Here is a 23,061-nt window from a genome sequence, read left to right on the forward strand (position 1 = left end):
TCCAGCATCTGGCCGGGATGAAGGACTCGAAGGTGATCGTGGCGATCAACAAGGACGAGGAAGCGCCGATCTTCAGCGTGGCCGACTACGGCATCGTCGGCGACCTGTTCACGGTGGTGCCGGAGCTCGCCGATGCGCTCTGAGATCGACACCTTCCCGCGGCCGCCGCAAGCCGGCACGCGCGACGAGGCGGGCGCGGCGGCCGTGCCGGCGCAGTCCTACCTGTTCGTGCCCGGCAATCGTCCCGAGCGTTTCGAGCGCGCGCTGGCCAGCGGTGCGGACGCGGTGATCGTCGATCTGGAAGACGCCGTGGAGCCCGCCGCCAAGCAGGCCGCGCGCGAGCAACTGGCCGGCTGGGTGTCGCGCGGCCGGCCGGTGCTGGTGCGCATCAACGCTCGCGGCACGCCCTGGTTCGAGCAGGATGCCCAGCTCGGCGCGCTGGACGGCGTGGCCGGCATCGTGCTGCCGAAGGCGGAAACGGCGCAGGACGTGACGGCCACGATCGCGCTGGCGCGGCGGCGCGTGCCGGTCTACCCGCTCGTGGAGAGCGCGCTGGGCATGTGGAATGCCATCGAGATCGCGCGGGCGCCGTATGCCAGGCGGCTGATGTTCGGCACGCTCGATTTCATTGCCGAGATGGGCATGAGCGACGACGGTGTGCCGCTCAATCCGTATCGCGCGCAACTCGCGCTGGCGTCGCGCGTGGCCGGCATCGAGCCGCCCGTGGACGGCGTGACGCCCGACGTGCACGACCTGGCGCGCATCGAGCGCGATGCGGCGAACGGCAAGCTGCATGGCTTCGGCGCCAAGCTCTGCATTCATCCGAAGCAGATCGAGGCGGTGCATCGCTGCTACCGGCCCGCCGAGCAGGAGATCGACTGGGCGCGGCGCGTGATCGAGGCGGCGCGCGAGGCCGGCGGCGCCGCCGTGATGCTCGACGGCCGGATGGTGGATCGGCCGGTGGTGCTGCGTGCCGAACGGATCCTCGCGCTGCACGCGGCAACGGCAGTTTCGGCGAGCGGGTCGTCGGCCTGATCGCGGGGTGCCGGCGAGCTCGTGAGCGGCTCGCCGGCACCCGGGCCATCGACGATGGATGGCCCGGGAGTACGACCCGGCCGGCGAGGTATAGTGGCGCTTTCCCTCGTCGGAAATCATCCCCATGCTGACCTATGCCATTCAAAAAACCGGCTACGACTACGCGCAGCTGGACTCACAAGGCAATACGGATTTCGACGGATTCATCGAGGCACTCGAGCGCTTCCCCTGGAGCGAGCAACTGGCGCGCTGGAACGAGGTGCAGGACGGGCCGCTGCCGGCCATGGTGCTGAGCAACGATGCGGACCGGCGCGAGCTGTGGGTCAGCGCGCTGGGCGCCGGGCTGGCCGACAGCTTCCAGCTCAATGCGGTGGCGATGCGGGAGAAGAAAGCCTTGTTCGGCCTGGGCAAGCCGAAGCTGGATCGCGAGGTCACGAGCTTCGAGGTCTATGCGCGGGCCGATGTCGATCGGCTGTGCCGATTGTTTTGCAATGCACAATATGCCGACCTGGATCGGGAAGTGGCGAAGCTCGCCGAACTCGATCGTGAAGCGGATGACGATCGCTAGCAGGGCGGATCCGGCATGATTCGAAACGAAGACGGCCCGACATCGCGTCGGGCCGTCCTTTTTCCAAGCTCGTGCGCTCAGCGCCCGTCCGCGGCGCCGGCCACCGCCGCGGCCTGCGCGGCACTGCCATCCGCCGCGTCGCCCGGCGCGATGTCCTCCAGCGCTTGCCGGCTGGTCTCGACGCGCAGCACCACGATCGCCACGCACAGCACCACCAGCACCAGGCTGACCATCGAGATCACGCCCGACACGCCGAAGCGCTGATAGAGCAGCAGGGCGAGGTAGGGCGTCACGATCGAGGAGGCGCGCCCGGCAGTGCCCGCAACGCCGGTGCCGCGCAAGCGCACCTCGGTGGGGAACAGCTCGGGGATATAGCCGAACAGCCCGAGCGTGGTGATCGTGTAGAGCGCGCTGACCAGCCCGAAGCCGACCACCACGATCGCGGTGGCGTCGCGCAGCGTTACGTAGATCCAGCCCAGCGCGATGCTGATCAGCGAAGCCACCACGATGCTGCGCGCGCGGCCCCAGCGGTCGGCCACCACGTAGCCGATCAGGCCGCCCACCGGCGAGCCGATCGACATGAAGAACACGAAGCCGAGCGATTTCACCACCGACAGGCCCTCGGCGACGAAGAAGGTCGGCAGCCAGGCGACGAAGCCGTACAGGCCGACGTTGACGCCGATCGCGGTGAGCGCGGCCACCAGCAGGCGAGCGCGCATGTCCGGCGCGAACAGCCGAGAGATCGGCACCTTGCCGACGTTCAGGCTGACGGCGCGCTCGACCGGCGGCAGCTCGCCATGTTGCGCGCGCACCTGTTGCTCGATCGAGGCCAGCGTCGCCTCGGCCTCGTCGAGCCGGCCGACCGATTCGAGCCAGCGCGGCGATTCCGGCATGCGCTTGCGCAGGAACCAGACCACCAGCGCACCGATGCCGGCCAGCGCGAACATGTAGCGCCAGCCGAGGTGGGGGATGATCCAGTAGCCGGCCGCGAGCGCCGCGAACAGGCCGCTGTTGGTGATCACGGCCAGCAACGAGACCCACTTGCCGCGCGTGGCCGGCGGCACGAATTCGGCCAGCGTGCCGGCCGCCACCACCAGTTCCGCGCCCAGGCCGATGCCCATCACCAGGCGCAACACGATCAGCCACTCGATGTTCGGCGCGAAGCAGGCCGCCAGCGAGGCGAGCCCGAACACGGCCAGGTTGAGCTGGTACGAATAGCGCCGGCCGAGCCGGTCGCCCAGGTAGCCGGCCGCGAAGGCGCCGATCATCATGCCGATGAAGGTCGAGGACACGAAGATCGCGCCGTGGCGCAGGTCGGTGAAGCCTTCCTTGACCATCGAGGCCACCGCGCCGTTGGCGAGGTAGATGTCGAAGGCGTCGAGGAAGGCGCCGCCGGCGATCAGGCCGAGGATCTTCCAGTGAAAGCGCGATATCGGCAGGCGGTCGAGCCGGCCGGCGGCGTTGATGGTGCGGGTCATCGAGGGTGTCTCCGTTGTTGCGCCCCGGCTCGCCGGGGCGGGCGGGGCGTCGTCTTGTCGTTGATTGGTGATCCGTTCGCTGGATCGGACGGGCGCCGTCGCTAGACGGCGCCCGAGCCATGCAGCCGTGCGATGCCCGCCGCGTCGTAGCCGAGCTCGGCGAGGATCGCGTCGGTGTGTTCGCCGAGCGCCGGCACCGGGTCCATGCGCGGCGCGTCGGCGGCGCTCAGGCCCGGCGGCAGCAGCGCCGGGATCTCGCCGGCCGGCGTGCCGACCATCGTCCAGCGCTGGCGCGCGGCGAGCTGCGCGTGCTGCCAGACCGCCTGCATGTCATTCATCTGCGCATTGGCGATGCGCGCCGCGTCGAGCCGGTCGAGCACCTCGCGCGCGCTCAGCGGCGCGAAGGCCTGCTCGATCAGCGCGCTCAGTTCGGCGCGATTCGCCACGCGCCGGCTGTTCGAGCTGAAGCGCGCGTCCTCGGCCAGCGCGGGCTGGCGGATCACGCTCTCGCAGAAGCTCTGCCATTCGCGCTCGTTCTGCAGCCCGAGGATCACCGTGTTGCCGTCGCCGGCGCGGAACGGTCCATAGGGAAAGATCGTCGCGTGCGAGGCGCCGGCGCGCTGCGGCGGGCTCTGGCCGTCGAAGGCGTAGTAGAGCGGATAGCTCATCCATTCCACCGTGCTCTCCAGCATCGACACGTCGATGTGCCGGCCGCGGCCGGTCCTGCCGCGCGCGAGCAGCGCCGCGAGGATGTTCGAGTAGGCGTACATGCCGGCGGCGATGTCGGACACCGAGCAGCCGGCCTTGGCGGGCTGCTCCGGCGAGCCCGTCACCGACAGGAAGCCGGCCTCGCTCTGGATCAGCAGGTCGTAGGCCTTGCGGTCGCGATAGGGGCCGTCCAGGCCGTAGCCGGAGATATCGCAGACGATCAGGCCGGGGTAGCGCTCGCCCAGGCTCGCGTAGTCGAGCCCGAGCCGCTGCGTGGCGCCGGGCGCGAGGTTCTGCACGAACACGTCGGCCTCGGCCAGCAGCCGGTGCACCACCTCGATCGCTTCGGGCTGCTTGACGTCGAGCGTCAGGCTTTCCTTGGAGCGATTGGTCCAGACGAAGTGCGAGGCCAGGCCCTTGACGCGCTCGTCGTAGCCGCGCGCGAAATCGCCGACGCCGGGCCGCTCGATCTTGATCACGCGCGCGCCGAGATCGGCGAGCTGGCGCGTGCAGAACGGCGCGGCGATCGCATGCTCGAAGGTGACGACGCGAATGCCTTCCAGTGGCAGCATGACAGGCTCTCCCTCAGAACGAGCGCGGCAGGCCGAGGATGTGCTCGGCCACGTAGGACAGGATCAGGTTGGTCGAGATCGGCGCGACCTGGTAGAGCCGCGTCTCGCGGAACTTGCGCTCGACGTCGTATTCGCAGGCGAAACCGAAGCCGCCGTGGAATTGCAGGCAGGCATTGGCGGCTTCCCAGGAGGCGTCGGCGGCCAGCAGCTTGGCCATGTTGGCCTGGGCGCCGCAAGGCGCGTGGGCGTCGAAGCGGCGGGCGGCCTCGAAGCGCATCAGGCTGGCGGCCTCGACGTTGATGTAGGAGCGCGCGATCGGGAACTGCACGCCCTGGTTCTGGCCGATCGGGCGGCCGAACACCACGCGGTCCTTGGCGTATTGCGAGACCTTGTCGACGAACCAGTAGCCGTCGCCGATGCACTCGGCCGCGATCAGGGTGCGCTCCGCGTTCAGGCCGTCGAGGATGTAGCGGAAGCCCTGGCCTTCCTCGCCGATCAGGTTCTCGGCGGGGATCTCGAGATTGTCGAAGAACAGCTCGTTGGTCTCGTGGTTGACCATGTTCGGGATCGGCTGCACCGTCATGCCCCGGCCGATCGCCTCGTGCAGGTCGACGATGAAGATCGACATGCCCTCGCTCTTCTTGCTGACCTCGGCCAGCGGCGTGGTGCGCGCCAGCAGGATCATCAGGTCCGAATGCTGGACGCGCGAGATCCACACCTTCTGGCCGTTCACCACGTAGCGGTCGCCGCGGCGCACGGCGGTGGTCTTGATCTTCGTGGTATCGGTGCCGGTGGTGGGCTCGGTCACGCCCATCGACTGCAGGCGCAGCTCGCCCGAGGCGATCTTCGGCAGGTAGCGGTCCTTCTGCGCGGCCGAGCCGTGGCGCAGCAGGGTGCCCATGTTGTACATCTGGCCGTGGCAGGCACCCGAGTTGCCGCCGTTGCGGTTGATCTCCTCCATGATCACCGAGGCTTCGGTCAGGCCGAGCCCGGAGCCGCCGTATTCCTGCGGGATCAGGGCGGCCAGCCAGCCGGCCTTGGTCAGCGCGTCGACGAATTCGGCGGGGTAGGCGCGTGCCTCGTCGATCTTGCGGAAGTACTCGGCGGGAAACTGGCCGCACAAGTCGCGGATGGCGTCGCGGATGTCCTGGAAGGCGTCGGTGGTGGCGTTCATCGATTGAGTGAGTTCTTGAGGGCGGAAAACAGGCTGGGGATTTCGATGCGAGGCGCCGCTCAGGCGAGCGTCGCGCTGGCCGACATGGTCAGCCAGCCCTCGTGGTCCCTGGCCCAGAGTTCGAGCGTGCGGCCGTCCTCGGCGCGGCGCCCGCAGACGGTGAAGGGCTGGCCGGCGAAGGTCGGGCGCAGCGCCTTGTAGCGGTACTCGCGCACCACGGCATCGGGCGCGAAGCGGGCCGCCGCGTCAAGCAGCAGGGTGGCGATCAGCGGGCCGTGCACGACCAGGTCGGGATAAGCCTCGACCCCGCGCGCGTAGTCGCGGTCGTAGTGGATCCGGTGGCCGTTGAAGGTCAGCGCCGAGTAGCGGAACAGCAGCGCTTCGGAGGGCGAAATACTGCGCTCCCAGTCGGGGTTCCCGGGCGCGGCGAGCGGCGCCGGCATCGGCTGCGCCTCGCCGGGGCGCGCGGCCTCGCGATAGACGATGTCCTGTTCCTCGCGGATTGCCGGCGCGGCGCTGCCGGCCACGCGGATCTCATGCAGCACCGTGACGAAGGCCAGGTGCCCGCTGCGGCCCGATTTCCGCTCGATCGACAGCACCCGCGATTCGCGCGAGGCCTCGGCGCCGATCGGCAGCGGCGCGGCGAACCGGAGCCGCCCGCCGGCCGCCATCCGGCGCGGCAGGCCGAGATCGGGCAGGAAACCGCCGGTGGCGGCATGGCCGTCCGCGCCCAACGCGGCTTGCGGCGCGACCGACCAGAAATAGAGCCAGTGCCAGAGCGGCGGCAGCGGATCGCCAGGGGCGGGGCGCATGTCGAGATCGAGCGTGGCCGCCAGCGCGGCGGCCGGCGCGGCCGCGATGCGATCGCTGGCGGTCTGGATGGGGTGATCGGCGGCGTTCGGCGTGGCGCAATGATCGGGTGACATCGTGGGTCGTCTCCTGCTGGGCTTCTGCCGGGACGCGGCGAGCGCATCCGGCTTCGAATGCAAGGACTGTAGAAGAATGCGGCGGGCACCGGAAATACCGATTGAATGTGCCGGGCATAGGGGTATCCTATGACCGCTTCCGCCTCCCGCATCGCACCATGGACATCCGCCAGCTTCGCTACTTCGTCAACATCGTCGACTACGGCAGCCTCGGCAAGGCCGCCGAGATGCTCTACGTGGCGCAGCCCTCGCTGAGCCAGCAGATCGCCAAACTGGAAGACGACCTGGGCGTGCAGTTGCTGGTCAGGAGTCCGCAAGGCGTGAAGCCGACCGCCGCCGGGCAGGCGCTCTATCGGCATGGCCGGCTGGTGCTGCACCAGATGGAGCAGTTGCGGCAGGAGGTGCGCGAGGGCGTGGGTGCCGAATCCGGCACGGTCGCGATCGGCTTTCCCACCACCATGTCGGCGATCCTCGCGATGCCGGTGTTCGAACGCGTGCGCGCGCGTTATCCCGGCATCCGGCTGCAGTTCTTCGAGAGCATGAGCGGCTACCTGAACGAGCTGCTCGCCAACGGCCGGCTCGACCTAGCGATCCTGTTCCGCGATACCAATACGCCGGGCATCTCCACCGTGCCGCTGTTCGACGAGGAGCTGTGCCTGATGGGCGAGCCCGAAGGCGTGTCGGCGCGCGCGCGCAACTGCACGCTGGCTTCGCTGGCCGGCGTGCCGATGGTGGCGCCCGGCGCCTCGAACGGGCTGCGCGTGCTGCTCGAGCGGACCTTCGCGCGCGAGCAGGTGCCGCTCAACATCATCGCCGAGGTCGATTCGCTGCCGACCCTGCTGGCGATCGCCCAATCGGGCGCGGCCTGCACCATCCTGCCCTCCGTGTCGGTGGCTTCGCGCGCGGCGGCCGACCGCCCCAAAATGCGCCGCATCGTCGACCCGGTGATCCGCCGGCCCGGCAGCTTGTGCTGGCCGAATGCGCTGCCGGTCAGCTCGGCCTCGCTGGCGGTGCGCCATGTGATCGGCGAGCTGGTGGTCGAGTTGTGCGAGAGCGGGCGGTGGACCGGGATCGAGCTGCGCGAGCCGCCGGCGCGCCCGGCCGCGGTTTGAGCTTGCTGGTGGCGCTGCCCGGGGCCCTGACGAGACGTGGCCGGCCCTGTTGCTAGAATGGCGCCACACGATAACGACCCGCCCGCCACCGTATGCCATCTTCCCGACCCGCCGCCGCCGGCACGGAGCCGGACAGCGGGCGCCGCACGCCCGAAGCGTTGCTGGCGGATATCTCGGCGCAATTCGCCTCGCTCAGCAAGCAACTGAAACTGATCGCCCGCCATGTCGAGGCGCATCCGGGACGCGTCGGCCTGCAGGGCGTGCAGGAAGTGGCCGACGATTGCGGCGTGCAGCCCTCCGCGGTGGTGCGCTTCGCCAAGCATTTCGGCTTCTCGGGTTTCTCCGAGATGCAGCGCCTGTTCCGCGACGCGATGGTGCGGCGCGTGGCGCCCGACCTGAGCTACCAGTCGCGGATTCGCGGCATCATCGAGCGCGGCGGGCGTCGCAAGACCAGCGAACTCGCCGGCGAATTCCTCGAGGACAGCATCGCCGGCATGCAGCAACTGGCGGCCTCGCTCGACGCGGCCGCCTTCGATCGTGCCGTCGACCTGCTGGCCGCCACCGATGCGATCTGGCTGGCCGGCGTGCGCCGCTCGTTCCCGGTGGTGGCCTACCTCGACTACGCGCTGCAGCACACCGGCAAGCGCATCCAGCTCGTCTCCGGGCTCGGCGGCATGCAGGCGGGGCAGTTGCGTTCGCTGCGCGAGGGCGACGTGCTGTTGGCCGTGTCGTTCGCGCCGTATGCGCAGGAGACGCAGAAGATCGTCGAGGACGCCTTGCAGCGCGGCGCGAAGCTGATCGCGATCACCGACAGCCGGCTCAACGCGCTGGCCAGCGGCGCCGACGTGGCCCTGCTGCTGCAGGAATCGGATACCTTCGGCTTCCGCTCGCTGACCAGCACCATGGGGCTCGCGCAGAGCCTGTTCATCGCGCTGGCTTACCGGCTCGAACTCGCCTACGAACCGGCTTCGGCGATTCAGAAGGATTGATCGGGAGCGATGGACCCGAGACGAATCGGCTGGCTCCAATCAGAATAAATTACACGGCACGATTTATAACTTTCAATTGTTTCGGTATTAATTGCGAGCAGTCGGATCGATTATCCGATCCGGAAACGTTAACTCGTGTGTGCCGGGCCGAGACGACGCGCCAATGCCGATTCGCCCGGTTACAATCGTCAGTCGATTGAGCAGACGCTTTCCGAGAGCGCTGAAATAAGAAGAAGGGCGAACCACCATGAACGTGCAGGATATCGCGGGGGCGATGCAGGCCGGCGTGATTCAACAGGACCGGCTCGTAAAACTCGATACACCGCTTGGGGCTGACAAACTGGTCGTGCAACGCGTGATCGGGCGTTCGACGCTCGGGCGCGACTACGGCTTTACGCTGGACGTGGTGTCGTCGGACGACGATATCGCCTTGAAGAGCCTGATCGCGCAATCGGTCACGCTGTGGATCCAGCAGGCCGACGCGAGTTACCGACCGATCCAGGGACACGTGTTCACCGCGCGCCGGCTCGGCGCCGACGGCGGCCTCACCACGTATCAGCTGGGCGTGCGCGCCTGGCTGCACATGCTGCATTTCCGGCGCGACCAGAAGATCTGGATCGACAAGAGCGCCGACGCGATCGTCACCGATATCTTCAACACCCATCCCGAGGCGCAGGGCCGGTTCCGCTTCGCGCTCTCGCAGCCGCTCGCTAACCGCTCCTACACGCGGCAGAGCGAGACCGACTGGAACTTCGTGCATCGCCTGTTCGAGAACGAGGGCCTTTACGGCTACTGGGAGCAGGGTGCCGACGGCAAGTCGCACACGCTGGTGGTGACCGATACGATCACCTCGCTGCCCGAACTGGCGCCGAAGGCCGTCAACTTCGCGCGCCTCGCGACCGGCGCCGAAACCGATGCGCTGACGCAATGGTCGGGCACGCGGACCCTGCAGAGCGCGACCCTGACCACGCGCAGCTTCGACTACAAGAATCCCGCCGCGCCCGCCAATCCCAAGGGCACGCTGACGCCGACCATGGGCAACCAGGGCGCGCTGCCCGACCAGCTCGAAGTCTACGAATACACGGGCGCCTATACCTTCGGCGACCAGCAGCATGGCGACAGGCTCTCGCAGATCCGCATGGAGGAATGGGAGTCGCGCGCCAAGCGCTTCCACGGCGGCGGTGCCGCTCGTGCGCTCGATGCGGGGCGCCGCTTCACGCTGGCCAATCATCCTGTGCATGACGGCGATCCCGCCTCGCAACGCGAGTTCGCCACCATCGAGGTGGCCTGGTGGATCGAGAACAACACGCCGGTGACGGGCGCGGCGCATTTCCCGCACAGCCTCGAGGCCGAACTCGCGCAGGTGCGCGCGGCCGAGCGCGGCGCGGCGGGGCAGCTCGCGCATGCCGACGGCTCGGTCGGTTTCTTTCGCGTCGAGGTCGAGGCGCAGCGCACCAACGTGCCGTATCGCAGCCCGCTCGAACATCGCAAGCCCGAGATGCACCTGGAGACCGCGATCGTGGTCGGGCCCGATGACGAGGAGGTCTACACCGACGAGCTGAACCGGATCCGCGTGCAGTTCGTCTGGGATCGCGTGAATCCCGCCGACCAGGGTGCCTCGACCTGGGTGCGCGTGGTGCAGTCCGATACCGGCGGCGGTTATGGCGGCGTGCATCCGCCGCGCATCGGCGAGGAAGTGCTGATCGACCACATCGGCGGCGATTGCGACCGGCCGCTGGCCGTGGCGCGCGTCTACAACGGCCAGGCCACGCCGCAATGGCACAGCAACGGCATCCTGTCGGGATACCGCTCGAAGGAGTATTCGGGCAGCGGCTACAACCAGATGGTGCTGGACGACGCGACCGGCCAGAACCGCGTGCAACTGATGAGCAGCAGCGCCAACAGCCTGCTGCACCTGGGCTACCTGATCGACCATGGCGGCAACTCGCGCGGTGCCTATCTCGGCAGCGGTTTCGACCTGCGCACCGACGATTACGGCGCGGTGCGCGCGAGCCAGGGCCTGTATGTCAGCACGCATCCGAAGGGCAGCAGCAGCCAGCCGCTCGACGTGCAGGAGACGCAGCAGCAACTGGTGAGCGCCGAGAGCCTGGTCGAATCGCTGTCGGAGGCGAGCGTCCAGCACCAGGCCGAGAGCCTGCAGGACGGGCACGACGCGATGCGCGAGCTGACCGACGCCACGCAGAACAGCGTGAGCGGCGCCGGCGCCTCGGGCGGCAACACCGCCGGCGGCGGCACCGGCAATGCCAACGCGTTCAAGCAGCCGGTGATGGTGTTCGGCAGCCCGGCCGGCATCGGCCTGTCCTCGCAGCAATCCGCGCATCTGGCCGCGACCCGGCATGTCAACCTGGTGAGCGGCCAGAGCACCCACGTGGTGGCCGGCAAGTCGCTGATCGCGAGCATCGGCGAGAAGCTGAGCCTGTTCGTGCAGAACGCCGGCATGAAGCTGTTCGCGGCCAAGGGCAAGGTGGAGATCCAGGCGCAGGACGACAACGTCGAGTTGACCGCGCAGAAGACCGTCAAGATCCTGTCGGCCACCGACAGGATCGAGCTGGCCGCCGACCAGGGAATCCTGCTGACCAGCGGCGGCGGCTATATCCGCATCGCGGGCGGCAACATCGAGATCCATACGCCGGGCAAGGTCGATGTGAAGGGGGCTTCGCACGTCTTCGCCGGGCCGGCCAGCATGGGTTATCCGCTGCCCTCGGCGCGGCCCGACCAGCCTGGGCAGCTCGAGCTGTTGCATCAATATGCGAACGGCTCGGCCGTGAAGGGCGGTTTGTTCTCCGTGCTCGATGCGAATGGCGGCGTGCTGCGCCAGGGCGCGCTCGATGCGAGCGGCAAGGCGGTGGTCAGCGGGCTGCCGCCGGGTGTGGTGCAGGTGGTGTTCGGCAAGGACCCGCGTTCGCAGGGCGACAAGGCCAGCGAGTTCACGCTGCCGACCTGGCCGTCGGCCGAGGATGCCTCGGCGGCCGGCGCGAGCGCCACCGCGCAATCGCAGCTCGGTTCGCTGCTGCCTTCGGCGAGTTCGATGGCGTCCCTGGCATCGGTCGCGAAGGCGGCCGGTTCGGTGGCGGGGGTGGCCGGCGCCGCGTCGGCCGGCGGCATCGGCGGCGCGCTGGGCGCGGCCGGCTCGCTCGCTTCGGGCGGGCTGGGTGGTTTGGGCGGCTTGGCCGGCGCGGCGGGAGGCGCCGGTGGTGCCGGCGGTGCGTTGAGTAGCGTCGCGGGGCTGGCGGGATCGGCGATGTCGGGCGGTGCCTCGGGGTTGACCGGCGCTCTCGCTTCGAAGGGGCTGGGGGCAGCGCAGCAGGCCTTGACGGGCGCCTTGCCCGCGGGGGCACAGGGCGCGCTCGCGCAGGCCGGCGCGCTGAAGTCGACCGCGCAGCAACTCGGTGGACTCGCGCAGGGCGCGCGCGGCGCGGCCGCCGCCTTGAAATGGGTCTGACACGCGCCTGATCGTGCACCTCGCCATTCCGATAAAAGCATCCATAGAACGACTCGACCATGACTGATTCGGCCACCATCCAACCGAAGCCGACCGATGTTTTCGTCTCGCCGCTCAGCGATTTCCATCCGGTGGACATCGACGCGAACCTCAAGGACCTGAACAAGTGGCTGATCGACATCAGCGGCGGGCTGGTCACGCTCGAGCGCGTGGAGACGGTGGCGCGCAACATGCCCGTCATCGCGAACATCTTCGCGGCCGTGGACCTGATCTCCGATATCCGCGCGATGCTCAACCATGGCGACCGGCCGATCGACCTGTTCGACTGGTTGAACCTCGGGCTCGACGTGATCGGCATCATCCCGATTCCGGCGGGCACCGCGCAGGTTCGCATGGGCGCGCGGCCGATGCTCAAGCTGATCCGCGAGGAAGTGGTGAAGAACGGCAAGGCGGCGGGCGAGGCTGCCTTGCAACTGGTGCAGCAGGGCATCATCACGGCCATCGTGTCGAGCCTGCAGGCGCGATATGCCGGTGAGATCGAGACCTTCATCGCCGAGCTGCGCAAGGACCTGGCGGCGGTGCTGAACCGCGCGGCGGATTTCCTCGGCGCGCTGATGAATGGCCTGGCCGACCTGTTCGCGCATGCGGCCGGCAAGCCGCTGGACTACAGCAAGAACGTCGACGCCGCGGAGAAGCATCTGCAGGAGGCGGGGCACAACATCCTCTACAAGCCGGGCGAGACCTTCGGCAGCATCGGCATGCTGTTCCATGACGCGTTCGCGATCGTGGCCAAGGGCACGGTGAATACCGCCACCGCGACGGCCAAGGCGTTCAACTCGGATGCCAGCGCGAAGCTGATGGGGATCGCCGACACGCTTCGGCAGAAGGTTCCGGCCGTGCAGAAGGCCGTGAAGGGGCTGGACGGCAACGAGGTCGGCAAGATCGGCTGGTTGATCCTGGCGGCGGAGGAAGGCGTTCGGCGCTGGCGCAAGGTGAATCCGAAGCCGCAGGAGAAGGGCATTCCCTCGCAGGGAAGCACGAAGGCGGAAGAGGTGCGGGGGCAGGGGGCGAAGGAGACGCTGCGCTCGACGGCCGCCGCGCAGCTTCCCGGTGGTGGCTGCTGCTCGTTGAATGGGCCCGTCAAGACGCCGCCTTCGCGCTCGAAAGGATCGATCGGATTCGCGTTCGGCGACGAGCGGATCGATCACGATGACTTCAGTATCGACGGGCCCCTGCCGATCACCTGGGTGCGTACCTATCGATCGTTCTTCGATGCGAACGATGCTGGCGGCGAACTCGGCCCTCGCTGGATCACGCCGTACACGACGCGCTTCGACGTGCATGCCACCAAGCTGGTCTATCACGATGCCGAAGGGCGCAGCCTCGATTACCCCTTGCTCGATATCGGCGCCGCGCACGACGATCTTGCCGAGAACCTGACGTTGCTGCGTGTCGACGAGCGCTGGCTGACGCTGACGCGAGGGCATGACGTGCTCGAGGCTTACGAGCGTCATGACGATCGCTATCGGATCGCCTTCATCAAGGATCGCGCCGGCAACCAGCAGACGTTCGACTACGACGCCGAGGGGCGCCTGTATCGGCTGATCATGCCGCATGTGCAGGTCGCCTTCAAACTCGATGCGCAAGGGCGCATCGTCGAGATTGTCGAGCATGACGCGCAAGGCGAGCGCGTCGGGCGCCTGGCTGCCTATGAATACGATCGCGAAGGGGATCTGGTCGCGGCCTGCGATCGTTTCGGCAATCGACGCGAGTATCGCTACCGGCATCACCTGCTGACCCGTTATACCGACCGCACCGGCCGCGGCATGAACCTCGAATGGGACGGCACGCACGCCAGGGCGCGTTGCTTGCGCGAGTATCGCGACGACGGCAGCGACGAGGTCACGCTGGCCTGGCATCCGGACTTCCGGATGGTGAGCGTGACGGATGCGCTCGGCAATGTCACGCGTCATTACTACAACCTCAAGGGCTTCACGTTCCGGGTGATCTATCCGGATGGCAGCGAAGAGTGGATGTATCGCGATGGCAATGACAAGCTGGTGCAGTACATCCATCGCGATGGCGGCATCGAGTTCCTCGACTACGACGCGCGAGGCAACTTCGTGCGGCATCGGCGCGTGGACGGCTCGGTCGTCGAGATGGAATACGACGCGAAGGATCAGCTCGTCAAGACGATCGATCCGCATGGATACGCCTGGGCCCAGGCGTTCGACGATGCGGGGAATATCGTTTCCGCCAAGGACCCGCTCGGCCACGAAACGAAGTACGAGTACAACGAGCAGGGCCTGCCGATCACGGTGATCGATGCGAAGGGCGGCGCGAAGTCGATGAGCTACGACGCGGGCGGCAGGTTGCTGGCGTATCGAGATTGTTCGGGGAAGACGACGCAGTGGACGTATGACGCGGCAGGTCGCCTGAGCGCGACCAAGGACGCGGCCGGGACGATGACGACGTTCCAGTACGCGGCGAACGGGCAATTGGAAGAGATTCGTTCGCCGGCTGGTGTCGAGCGTGTTCAGTACGATTCGGAAGGACGCTTGCTGGCGGCGACGGATCCGTTGCAGCGCGTGACGCGATATTCGTATGACACGGCCGGGCGCGTCGCGTCGCGTATCGATCCGCTCGGGCAGCGCCTGGGATATGGCTATGACCGGCTCGGGCGGCTCGTCAGGCTGACCGATGCGAACGACGCGTCCTATACGTTCCGGTATGACCCGGTCGGGCGCTTGCTCGAGGAAGTCGAGTTCGACGGCAAGTCGACGCTCTATAGCTATGACGCGACCAGTGGGCGTCTCGACGCGATCGACGATGCGGGGCGGGTGACGCAGGTTGCACAGGATCGTGCGGGGCGCTTCGCCAAGCGGACCTGCGGCGACGAGGCGGAGAGTTTTGCCTACGACGCGAGCGGGCGGCTGGTGGAGGCGAGCAACCGATACAGCCGGATTCAGCGCTTCTTCGACCCGGTGGGAAACCTGGTGCGCGAGCATCATGCCTATGATGTTTTCGGCGTGAAGCGCAGCTATGTCTGGCATCACGGTTATGACGAGCTGGGGAACCGGATTCGCAGCGTGCGGCCGGACGGGCACACGATCGATTGGTTGATGTATGGCTCTGGGCATGTGCACGGCTTGCTGGTGGATGGCGAGGAGCGGCTGCAACTGGAGCGCGATGATCTGCATCGCGAAGTGAAGCGGACCTTGTCGAGCCGGGTCGTGCAGAGCCTGATGTACGACCCGGCTGGACGGATCGAGCGACAGAGCATCCAGCGCGACAAGGCGCCGGCTGCGTTGAGCATGCGCCGGTATCGATACGATGCCGCCGGGCAGCTGACGCAAATCGAGGACAGCCGGAAGGGGGCGACGGATTATCGGTACGACCCGGTCGGGCGATTGATCGAGGCGATTGCGCCGGGCTTGCGTGAACGGTTTGCGTTCGATCCGGCGAGCAATATCGTGGATCCGGGGCGGCCGGAGAATGCACGGACGCAAGCTGGGTTGACGGCGCGTAGTGAAAGCACCTTGCCAGCTTCGGTGCCGAAGGTGCTCGGTAACCTGCTGCGGGAATATGCCGGGACGCACTTCGATTACGACGCGCAAGGGCATTTGATTCAGAAGCGTTCGCCCGCGGGCACGCAGCGGTATGAGTGGGATGCGTTCGACCGGATGCAGGCTGCGCAGGTCGAAGAGGGTTTGAGACGTAGCGCTTCGAGTTACTACTATGACGCGCTCGGGCGGCGGATTGCCAAGGAGGTCAACGGCGCGCGGACTGTGTTCGGCTGGGATGGGGATACGCTCGCGTATGAATCCGACGAGGCGCGGAGCACGCATTATGTGTATGAGGCGCGGACCTTCGTGCCGATGGCGCAGTACGTGACGGCGCCGGTCGAAGGGATCGAGACGCCGGTTGTGCGCGAGGGGGATCGGTATCGGCCGGAGGATGATCCGCTGCAGCGGGTGCCGGCGGCGCAGGGCGATGCGCGGGTGATGTTCTATTACTGCGACCAGATCGGCACGCCGTTGATGATGACGGATGAGGCTGGTGAGGTGGTTTGGGAGGCGGTGTACAAGGCCTGGGGCGAGACGCGGGAGGTGATCGAGCGGGCTTCGGCTGCGGCGGGGGGCGCGGTGGCGAGGAACGCGCTGCGGTTCCAGGGGCAGCAGGTGGATGATGAGACGGGGCTGCATTACAACCGGCATCGGTATTACGATCCTGTGTCGGGCAGGTTTACGTCACGCGATCCGATCAAGCTTGCGGGCGGTAGCAATATATACCAGTACGCACCAAATTCGATTCAGTGGATTGATCCGCTTGGACTGACAGCGTGCCCTTGCCCTGACGACTGCGAGAAAGTTCTCGCGGACGAAGGAGTCTTGACCGGAAGGCATGGAGATCTGAGAAAGATCGGTGGTCAACAAGATTCTCACCACATTTACCAAGATGCTGCAGTGAATAGCCTGCCAAACTACGACTACAACGATGCGCCTGCAATTAGCTTGCAAGGTCGGAACGCCGACGGTACAACTCGAGGAACACCTCACTATCGTGCGAACCGGACCCAGGACAACGCGTCTCTTGCCGGCACCCTAGGAAGCGAAACTGTAGTGGCCTTCAACTCATTGAAGGCCGCGGGGCTTAGTTCCAAAGCAGCTAAATGTGCGGTTTTACGCGCGCGGGGCTATTTCTCCGGAATCGGTGCAAATGCCGGATCTGGAACCAATACACCATCGAAACGAATGAGGTTGAAATGAATTCATCGCTGAATAATCGAGTATATAAGGAAATCTCTGAATTTCTTGATGCAGTGAACTCGATGGACAAAGAGTTGCTGAAGTCAAGGTTTAATGTAAGTGAACCAATTCTTGAAGAGATATGCGAATCTCTTGAGGATTATTTTGGAGAAAAATCCTCTGTCGGTTTGGCGCCGATCGAAAAAGCGTTTTCCGGAAAGAAAGATTCGAGGCCATATATTGACATTTTCGAGATGGACGGCGATAAATCGTGGGGGGCGGAGTGCGTGCTATGGGTAGGCGGCAAAGCTACGGAGCCTATTTTGCACGTTGAGCTACTCGGGACGAACGATGGTCTGAACTTGAAGTACAAATATATCGGATCGTAGGGAAGTGCTGAAATTTATGTGATTAAAGGGGCGATATGATGTCGGCGGGTAGCGCTATGGCTGACTTGTTGTTATTTCCATTTTCGTCTTCAGGTTCGCGATTCGGCTGGTAGGAAGTTTTGACATCTATTGGCGCGCTCCTTATTTGGTCGAGTCAATCGACCCATTGGAGATGTGGCCTGGAATGCGGAGAAAAATGAAAAACTCTTTCAACAGCAGGAAACGGGGAATTGGAAGAGATTTGTTCATCGTCTGGTGTCAAGCGTATTGAGTCCGATTCGGAGGGGCAGTTGCTTGCGGCGACGGATCCGCTGCAGCGCGTGACGCGATATTTGTCTGACACGACTGGACGTGTTGCCTCACGTATTGATCTGCTCGAGTAGCGTCTGGGATACAGCTATGACCGACTCGGGCGGCTTGTCCGGTTGAGCGATGCGAATGACGCGTCCTATACGTTCCGGTACGACCCGGTCGGGCGATCGATCGAGGCGATTGCGCCGGGCCTGCGTGAACGGTTTGCGTTCGATCCGGCGAGCAATATCGTGGATCCGGGGCGGCCTGAGAATGCGAGGACACAAGCGGGTCTGGCGGCGCGTAGTGAAAGCACCTTGCCAGCTTCGGTGCCGAAGGTGCTCGGCAACCTGCTGCGGGAATATGCCGGGACGCACTTCGATTACGACGCGCAAGGGCATTTGATTCAGAAGCGTTCGCCCGCGGGCACGCAGCGGTATGAGTGGGATGCGTTTGATCGGATGCAGGCTGCGCAGGTCGAAGAGAGGTTGAGACGTAGCACTTCGAGTTACTACTATGACGCGCTCGGGCGGCGGATTGCCAAGGAAGTCAACGGCGCGCGGACCGTGTTCGGCTGGGATGGGGATACGCTCGCGTATGAATCCGACGAGGCGCGGAGCACGCACTATGTGTATGAGGCGCGGACCTTCGTGCCGATGGCGCAGTACGTGACGGCGCCGGTCGAGGGGATCGAGACGCCGGTTGCGCGCGAGGGGGATCGGTATCGGCCGGAGGATGATCCGCTGCAGCGGGTGCCGGCGGCGCAGGGCGATGCGTGTGTGATGTTCTATTACTGCGACCAGATCGAGACGCCGTTGATGATGACGGACGAGGCTGGTGAAAGTTGGATAGATCCGCTTGGTCTTGCGTCCACCTTGGACGGAGGCAGGTAATTCTGTATCGATGAACGAGCTCGGGGTTCCTGATCGCGATCAATTCCAGTCTAAGCAGAATGTTGCGTCACCTTATAAAAGAGATTCGGCATGCGGACCCAATGCGGCGCAAACGACTTCAGTGCAGGGTGTGCCATGCGTGGTATGTGGAACCGTGGCGTCGAAGATGGTTGCTGACCATAAAGATGCACTCGTGGTGGAGTATTATCGAACGGAAACGAATGATGTCACGACTCAATCCTCCGTTGGTTCTGTTCAGTCGTATTGCCCTGTTTGCTCAAGGCGTCATGGCGGAATGGCGTCAGCTTTCTCAAAATGCATGAAGGGTAAATTGAGGATTTAATGATGAAAGAGTGGAATTATCGTGATTTGCTGGAGCTTCAGCGGCAGACGTGCGAGCGTCTCGGCCTTCCAGACTGTGAGCCAGAAGAAATGGTTGCTATTGCGATATCCACTCTTGGGAAAATGCCCGTGTATGGAACTCGTATTTCATTGCCGAATGGGGGGAATGTCAGTTGGTTTTTTCATTGTGGAGAGTATTCTGAGGCGGCTGACTTTTATCAGCCTGTGCACGCAGAGCATCTGTCGGAATTGCTTCCTTTGGTTCTGCAATATCTTCGACTTCCGCCAGGTGCAAAGTTTATTGTGGATAGTCATGGATATGAAGATGTTTGGCTTGTTCAATAACGTTCACCGTGTGTCTTTGAGTTTGATGGCAACATGTTTGGGATTGATTTGTGAGTGAGGGGATAACTCTGATCAGGGTCTTTGCAGGCACTGCCTCCGATGGCAGTGCAGTCTGCGAGGAGCTCCCGGCGCGGAAGATCGATGAAGACGTCTACGAACTGCTTGCGTCGCCTGGGTTGGCCTTGAACCTGGCAAAGGGCGACGTGATCTACATTGGGAGCCCGGCCACCCCGGCGACCGTGCTGAAGCGCGGTGGAAATTTCTGCGTCCAGGTGTATTCGGATCACATTTCGCAAGATGACCTGGCCTGGCTGGAGTCCGTCCTTGATACCGCCCTCCAGGGCAGCGTGGACGGTGTGAATGCCGGAAACCTCGCGATTTCAATCCCGTCTAACAATGGGTTCGAAAAGATCAACCTCATCCTCGACGACTTCACGTGGCGTACCGGGTCGTCATGGTACTTCGCGAACATCTATAAGAATTTAGAGGATCCGGAAGACGAGACCTTGCTCGATTGGTGGATACCCGATAAAGAATGACAAGGCGCTTCATGCCGGCTTGAAATCTCTTTGGACACGAAACTCATCGTCCGATGCCACGCGATGCAAGCCTGTATGTAGCCCCACCGGCGACACCCCACGACGATAGCGCTTTCGACGACAGCGGCTCAATGATCGGACGTAGTCCAACCGCGGCCGTATCCGAACCCTTTTCGCCAGGAGTCGTCATGACCAATCCAATCCGAAACCTGCTCGTCGTCGCGGTGCTGGCCGCTTCGACAGTCGATGCGCAAACCACACCCATACCCAACCTCGAGGTGACAGGAGAGGCCCGATTCGATGGCCCCGTCACCTACGCGGATCCCGTCGCTGCCGCGGGCAGCCTGCAATACAAGGCACCCAACGCCGGATCAGGCGCCAGAAGCCTGCCTTCGAAATTGGGGGGTCTCGTCAGCATTCTCGACTTTCCGGGCTGCGACAAATCCGGTGCCAGCGACAGCACCTCCTGTATCCAGGCGGCCCTGAACTCCGGGGCTCAGTCGGTATATGTCCCGGCAGGCCGATACAAACATAGCGGCCTGGTTCTTCCCCAGACGGTTGGATTCACCCTGTTCGGCGACGGCCCGGGCAGCGTGCTGATTCAAACTGGCGGATCGATCCACTATCCATCGATTGCCGGTGCATTCACGTTCGACTCTCACTCGACCATCCGCGATCTGTCCTTCGACGGTACAGCCGGCACCGACAACACTCTGGATACGAGCTATAGCCAGACTCTCGATTTGCTGAACCTGTCGTTCAACAATGTCCCGGTTGGATTCTCGTCCTTGAAGCTCGATGGCAATCCTCAGTCGTCGACCTATATGCACGACGTGCGGGTGAAGAACATCCGGGTCTATTCGACCACCGCCGGCAAGGCCGGCATCGAACTGGGATCGTGGGTCTCGGATTCGACCATCGATGGATTCATCATGAACGGTGGGTTCGCGGTCCAGTATGGACTGCTTGCGGATGTGGGTGCGCAAACGACCATGTTGTCGAATTCGCATCCGTACAATGCCACCGAGCATGTTGTCTACCTGAGCGGGAACAACAACGATTTCGGGTTTACCGGCAATACCATCGACAACGCGCAGAAGGACGTTTTCTACATCAAGAACTCGGCCCGCACGCGTATCACGGCGACCTGGATCGAATCGATCAACAGTCATTTCAGCGGCTTGCTGCTGGACAATTCGTGGAGCAACACGATCCATGGCTTGGCCTGCCAGACCTATGGCGTGAGCAACGCACAATCGTGCGTGTCTGAAATCAATGGCAGCGGCAACAACAGCGTCTTCAACGCGGAAGTTGATAGCCAGTCGAATTATGCAGTGCCGTTTGCGATGACCGGCTCCGGCAGTTTTTATCAGGCAGTCAACAGCGGCAATACGCTGGCTCTGATGAGCGCGGCTCAGGGGGCGGCCCCGACGCTGACAGCCGTAGGCGCGGACGCGACGATTCCGGTGACCTTGGTTCCGAAGGGCAACGGATCGGTCAACTTCGATCTCACGACGGCGGGAGCCACGCTTGGCGCCTATTCGGACACGGCGTCGGAAGTCATCCTGGAGTCGTATCGGACCTCGACACCCTCCACGAAATACAACCTGAACCTGGCGAAATACGGTGGCCGTGTACTTGTCGGCGGCGGGGATGATGGAGCCAGCAAATTGCAGGTCGCGGGCACCGGATCGTTCGCGGGGAGCGTGGCATCCAATGGTGGATCGCTGATTGCCAACGATCCCATAGGCACCGGCAAGGCGCAGATGGTTCTGGAGAATGCCGGCCAGGCAGCGTGGGGCGTCAGCAATGCCTCGGCAGCCTCCAATACGTTTTCGGTCGATCGTTACGTCAATGGTGCGTTCCAGGACAGCCCGATCAGCATCAGTAACACAACGGGCAATGTTGCGTTCACCGGCGCGGGTACCTTCGGTGACCCGATCACCACCGCGAACAACCTGAAATTCCTGAGCATCGGCCAGGATGCAAGCGATCGATCACTGCGAGACAAACTGGCCGATGTCATCAACGGGGCGGATTTCGGGATGCAGTGCGATGGCAGCCAGGACGATACCGCCGCGCTCAATCATGCGATGTCCTATGCCGCCGCGGTGGGCCCGGCAGTCCTGAATCTCCCGGTGACGCGCAGCGGCTGCAAGATATCGGCCACGATCGATATTCCCGGTGGCGTCATTTTGCGCGGCGGACGAGGCCAAAGCTCGGGACTGGTTGCCGGGGTAGTCAATCTGAGCCCGATGATCAACCTGTCGGGGGCCGGTTCAGGCATCGAGGATATGTACATCAATGCGAGCGCAGCTGGGCAGAACACGGCTGGCGTGACGATTCAGATGCAGAACGTGGTAGGCGCGAAGGTCTCGGGACTGTACATCCAGGGGCCGTTTGTCGGGATCGCGGCTAACGGCAATCAGTCGAGCATCGACGACACGATCATTAACGGTGTGGCGGGGGCGGGAGCCGTCGGTATCAAGGTCGGCGACAAGACCACGTTCGCTGCCACGACCGATCTCCGTGTGACTCGTACCACCGTGGTTGGCGATCAGTCCGCACCGGGCGACGCCGGCATGCTGATCCTCGATTCGGGCGGGATTCTCGTGTCGAACTCCGACATGCTGATGACCAGGATCGGCACGATGATCGATCCCGGCTTGAACCAGCACGTCATGTGGTCGACGTTCCATGGCACCTATCTTGGGGATACGAATACCCAGACGGGGTTTGCGATCGATACCGCCGACGCGTCGGCGACGGTGTATGGGACGCAGTGCGAGACTTGCTGGGCGTCGAGTGCCGGGAGCGACAATATCCTCGTCAACAACCATGGCGGGGGCGTCGTCGATGGCCTGCATTTCACTGGCCTGCGCAGCTACGCATCGAAAAACAATGGCGCTACCGTCAATGCCGGCACGAACATCACGATCGATAGCAGCCACCTCTGTGGCAACAGCGGCAGCAACATCTTCACCACCAATGCCCTGAGTGGATTGGCGATTCGTGATTCGAGAATCGGTTCGTCATGCGATGGCGTGACGCCGCCGTCAGGTAGTCCGACGGTCAACGGTATCGCCGTGACGGGCTCGGTCCAGCAAGCGATCATCACCGGAAATGATTTCACGGGGCCGAATGACGCCTTGACTGGCGTGGTAACGGGAAATAGCGTCGTCAGCAACAATATCGGCCTGGACACGGGGCCCTCCGTGCTTGCAACCGCGAGCCAGATCAACGTCGGTTATCAGACGGTGACGCATCTGACCGGCACCACGGGGGTGAGCACGATCCAGCCTGTCTGGGACGGCCGGCAAGCGATGTTCATCACGAAGGACGGTGCAGTGACTTTCAGTGGCGGCAATATCTGCCAGCCGTTCACGTCAGCCGCCGGTGCCGTGGTGCGCGCTTATTTCGACGGTCAATGCTGGTACCTTAACTAAGCTTGCAGCCAGGCCCGGGCCCGCTTGCTGTCTCCCGGCAAGC

The 23,061-nt window shown here is 64.4% G+C and carries 14 protein-coding genes and 2 pseudogenes; 12 read left to right on the plus strand and 4 right to left on the minus strand.

Going from position 1 to position 23,061, the window contains the following annotated elements; translation table 11 throughout:
* From F3J10_RS22455 to F3J10_RS22465, 3 genes and pseudogenes are all read left to right on the plus strand, one after another.
* A pseudogene (locus F3J10_RS22455) lies at positions 1-143 on the plus strand (electron transfer flavoprotein subunit alpha/FixB family protein); the annotation flags it as partial.
* Positions 133-1,035 (plus strand): CoA ester lyase, encoded by a 903-nt coding sequence (locus F3J10_RS22460; RefSeq protein ID WP_240155680.1) that lies wholly within the window; start codon positions 133-135, stop codon positions 1,033-1,035. The pseudogene F3J10_RS22455 and the gene F3J10_RS22460, both read left to right, overlap by 11 nt.
* Positions 1,036-1,159: 124 nt before the next feature.
* Positions 1,160-1,603: a hypothetical protein gene (locus F3J10_RS22465; RefSeq protein WP_167243013.1), complete on the plus strand. Its 444-nt coding sequence runs from the start codon at positions 1,160-1,162 to the stop codon at positions 1,601-1,603.
* Positions 1,604-1,680: 77 nt separating this feature from the next.
* Here the strand turns inward: F3J10_RS22465 and F3J10_RS22470 are convergent, their stop codons facing one another.
* From F3J10_RS22470 to F3J10_RS22485, 4 genes are all read right to left on the minus strand, one after another.
* Complete coding sequence (locus tag F3J10_RS22470) at positions 1,681-3,081, minus strand: MFS transporter (RefSeq protein WP_025102300.1); 1,401 nt, start codon at positions 3,079-3,081, stop codon at positions 1,681-1,683.
* Between the two features lie 101 nt (positions 3,082-3,182).
* Entirely contained in the window at positions 3,183-4,361 is a 1,179-nt protein-coding gene (locus F3J10_RS22475) for a CaiB/BaiF CoA-transferase family protein (protein ID WP_167243014.1), read from the minus strand.
* A 13-nt stretch (positions 4,362-4,374) separates the two neighbouring features.
* Positions 4,375-5,535 (minus strand): acyl-CoA dehydrogenase family protein, encoded by a 1,161-nt coding sequence (locus F3J10_RS22480; protein WP_167243015.1) that lies wholly within the window; start codon positions 5,533-5,535, stop codon positions 4,375-4,377.
* Positions 5,536-5,594: 59 nt separating this feature from the next.
* Positions 5,595-6,461: an acyl-CoA dehydrogenase gene (locus tag F3J10_RS22485; RefSeq protein WP_167243016.1), complete on the minus strand. Its 867-nt coding sequence runs from the start codon at positions 6,459-6,461 to the stop codon at positions 5,595-5,597.
* Between the two features lie 158 nt (positions 6,462-6,619).
* Between F3J10_RS22485 and F3J10_RS22490 the strand changes: the two genes are divergently transcribed.
* The 9 genes and pseudogenes from F3J10_RS22490 to F3J10_RS22530 all read left to right on the plus strand — a co-directional run bounded on the left by F3J10_RS22490 (position 6,620) and on the right by F3J10_RS22530 (position 23,018).
* Positions 6,620-7,573 carry a LysR substrate-binding domain-containing protein gene (locus F3J10_RS22490; protein ID WP_167243017.1) on the plus strand — a complete coding sequence of 318 codons (954 nt, stop codon included), beginning with the start codon at positions 6,620-6,622 and terminating at the stop codon, positions 7,571-7,573.
* A 92-nt stretch (positions 7,574-7,665) separates the two neighbouring features.
* Positions 7,666-8,562 (plus strand): MurR/RpiR family transcriptional regulator, encoded by an 897-nt coding sequence (locus F3J10_RS22495; protein ID WP_036039249.1) that lies wholly within the window; start codon positions 7,666-7,668, stop codon positions 8,560-8,562.
* Positions 8,563-8,809: 247 nt separating this feature from the next.
* Positions 8,810-12,025, plus strand: coding sequence for a type VI secretion system Vgr family protein (locus tag F3J10_RS22500; RefSeq protein ID WP_167243018.1), 3,216 nt, complete (start codon positions 8,810-8,812; stop codon positions 12,023-12,025).
* A 59-nt stretch (positions 12,026-12,084) separates the two neighbouring features.
* Positions 12,085-16,794: an RHS repeat-associated core domain-containing protein gene (locus tag F3J10_RS22505; RefSeq protein WP_167243019.1), complete on the plus strand. Its 4,710-nt coding sequence runs from the start codon at positions 12,085-12,087 to the stop codon at positions 16,792-16,794.
* A complete protein-coding gene (locus F3J10_RS22510; RefSeq protein WP_167232651.1) occupies positions 16,791-17,162 on the plus strand; it encodes a hypothetical protein in 372 nt (123 codons plus the stop codon). Before F3J10_RS22505 ends, F3J10_RS22510 begins: the two co-directional genes overlap by 4 nt.
* A gap of 392 nt (positions 17,163-17,554) precedes the next feature.
* Positions 17,555-18,295: pseudogene (locus F3J10_RS22515) on the plus strand (sugar-binding protein); the annotation flags it as partial.
* A gap of 393 nt (positions 18,296-18,688) precedes the next feature.
* Complete coding sequence (locus F3J10_RS22520) at positions 18,689-19,033, plus strand: hypothetical protein (RefSeq protein WP_240155681.1); 345 nt, start codon at positions 18,689-18,691, stop codon at positions 19,031-19,033.
* A gap of 50 nt (positions 19,034-19,083) precedes the next feature.
* Positions 19,084-19,572: a DUF4265 domain-containing protein gene (locus F3J10_RS22525; RefSeq protein WP_167243020.1), complete on the plus strand. Its 489-nt coding sequence runs from the start codon at positions 19,084-19,086 to the stop codon at positions 19,570-19,572.
* A 188-nt stretch (positions 19,573-19,760) separates the two neighbouring features.
* Positions 19,761-23,018: a hypothetical protein gene (locus tag F3J10_RS22530; protein WP_167243021.1), complete on the plus strand. Its 3,258-nt coding sequence runs from the start codon at positions 19,761-19,763 to the stop codon at positions 23,016-23,018.
* The last annotated feature ends 43 nt before the right edge of the window (positions 23,019-23,061 follow it).

Origin of the sequence: Burkholderia sp. Cy-637 (assembly GCF_011753175.1) — a bacterium.
Taxonomy (GTDB): Bacteria; Pseudomonadota; Gammaproteobacteria; order Burkholderiales; family Burkholderiaceae; genus Burkholderia; species Burkholderia gladioli.

Excerpts from the sequence above, each read along its gene's own strand:
- F3J10_RS22480 (WP_167243015.1), bottom strand. The coding sequence starts at position 5,535 with ATGAACGCCACCACCGACGCCTTCCAGGACATCCGCGACGCCATCCGC.
- F3J10_RS22530 (WP_167243021.1), top strand. The coding sequence starts at position 19,761 with ATGACCAATCCAATCCGAAACCTGCTCGTCGTCGCGGTGCTGGCCGCT.
- F3J10_RS22520 (WP_240155681.1), top strand. The coding sequence starts at position 18,689 with ATGATGAAAGAGTGGAATTATCGTGATTTGCTGGAGCTTCAGCGGCAG.
- F3J10_RS22470 (WP_025102300.1), bottom strand. The coding sequence starts at position 3,081 with ATGACCCGCACCATCAACGCCGCCGGCCGGCTCGACCGCCTGCCGATA.
- F3J10_RS22495 (WP_036039249.1), top strand. The coding sequence starts at position 7,666 with ATGCCATCTTCCCGACCCGCCGCCGCCGGCACGGAGCCGGACAGCGGG.
- F3J10_RS22465 (WP_167243013.1), top strand. The coding sequence starts at position 1,160 with ATGCTGACCTATGCCATTCAAAAAACCGGCTACGACTACGCGCAGCTG.
- F3J10_RS22505 (WP_167243019.1), top strand. The coding sequence starts at position 12,085 with ATGACTGATTCGGCCACCATCCAACCGAAGCCGACCGATGTTTTCGTC.
- F3J10_RS22500 (WP_167243018.1), top strand. The coding sequence starts at position 8,810 with ATGAACGTGCAGGATATCGCGGGGGCGATGCAGGCCGGCGTGATTCAA.
- F3J10_RS22510 (WP_167232651.1), top strand. The coding sequence starts at position 16,791 with ATGAATTCATCGCTGAATAATCGAGTATATAAGGAAATCTCTGAATTT.
- F3J10_RS22490 (WP_167243017.1), top strand. The coding sequence starts at position 6,620 with ATGGACATCCGCCAGCTTCGCTACTTCGTCAACATCGTCGACTACGGC.
- F3J10_RS22460 (WP_240155680.1), top strand. The coding sequence starts at position 133 with ATGCGCTCTGAGATCGACACCTTCCCGCGGCCGCCGCAAGCCGGCACG.
- F3J10_RS22475 (WP_167243014.1), bottom strand. The coding sequence starts at position 4,361 with ATGCTGCCACTGGAAGGCATTCGCGTCGTCACCTTCGAGCATGCGATC.
- F3J10_RS22485 (WP_167243016.1), bottom strand. The coding sequence starts at position 6,461 with ATGTCACCCGATCATTGCGCCACGCCGAACGCCGCCGATCACCCCATC.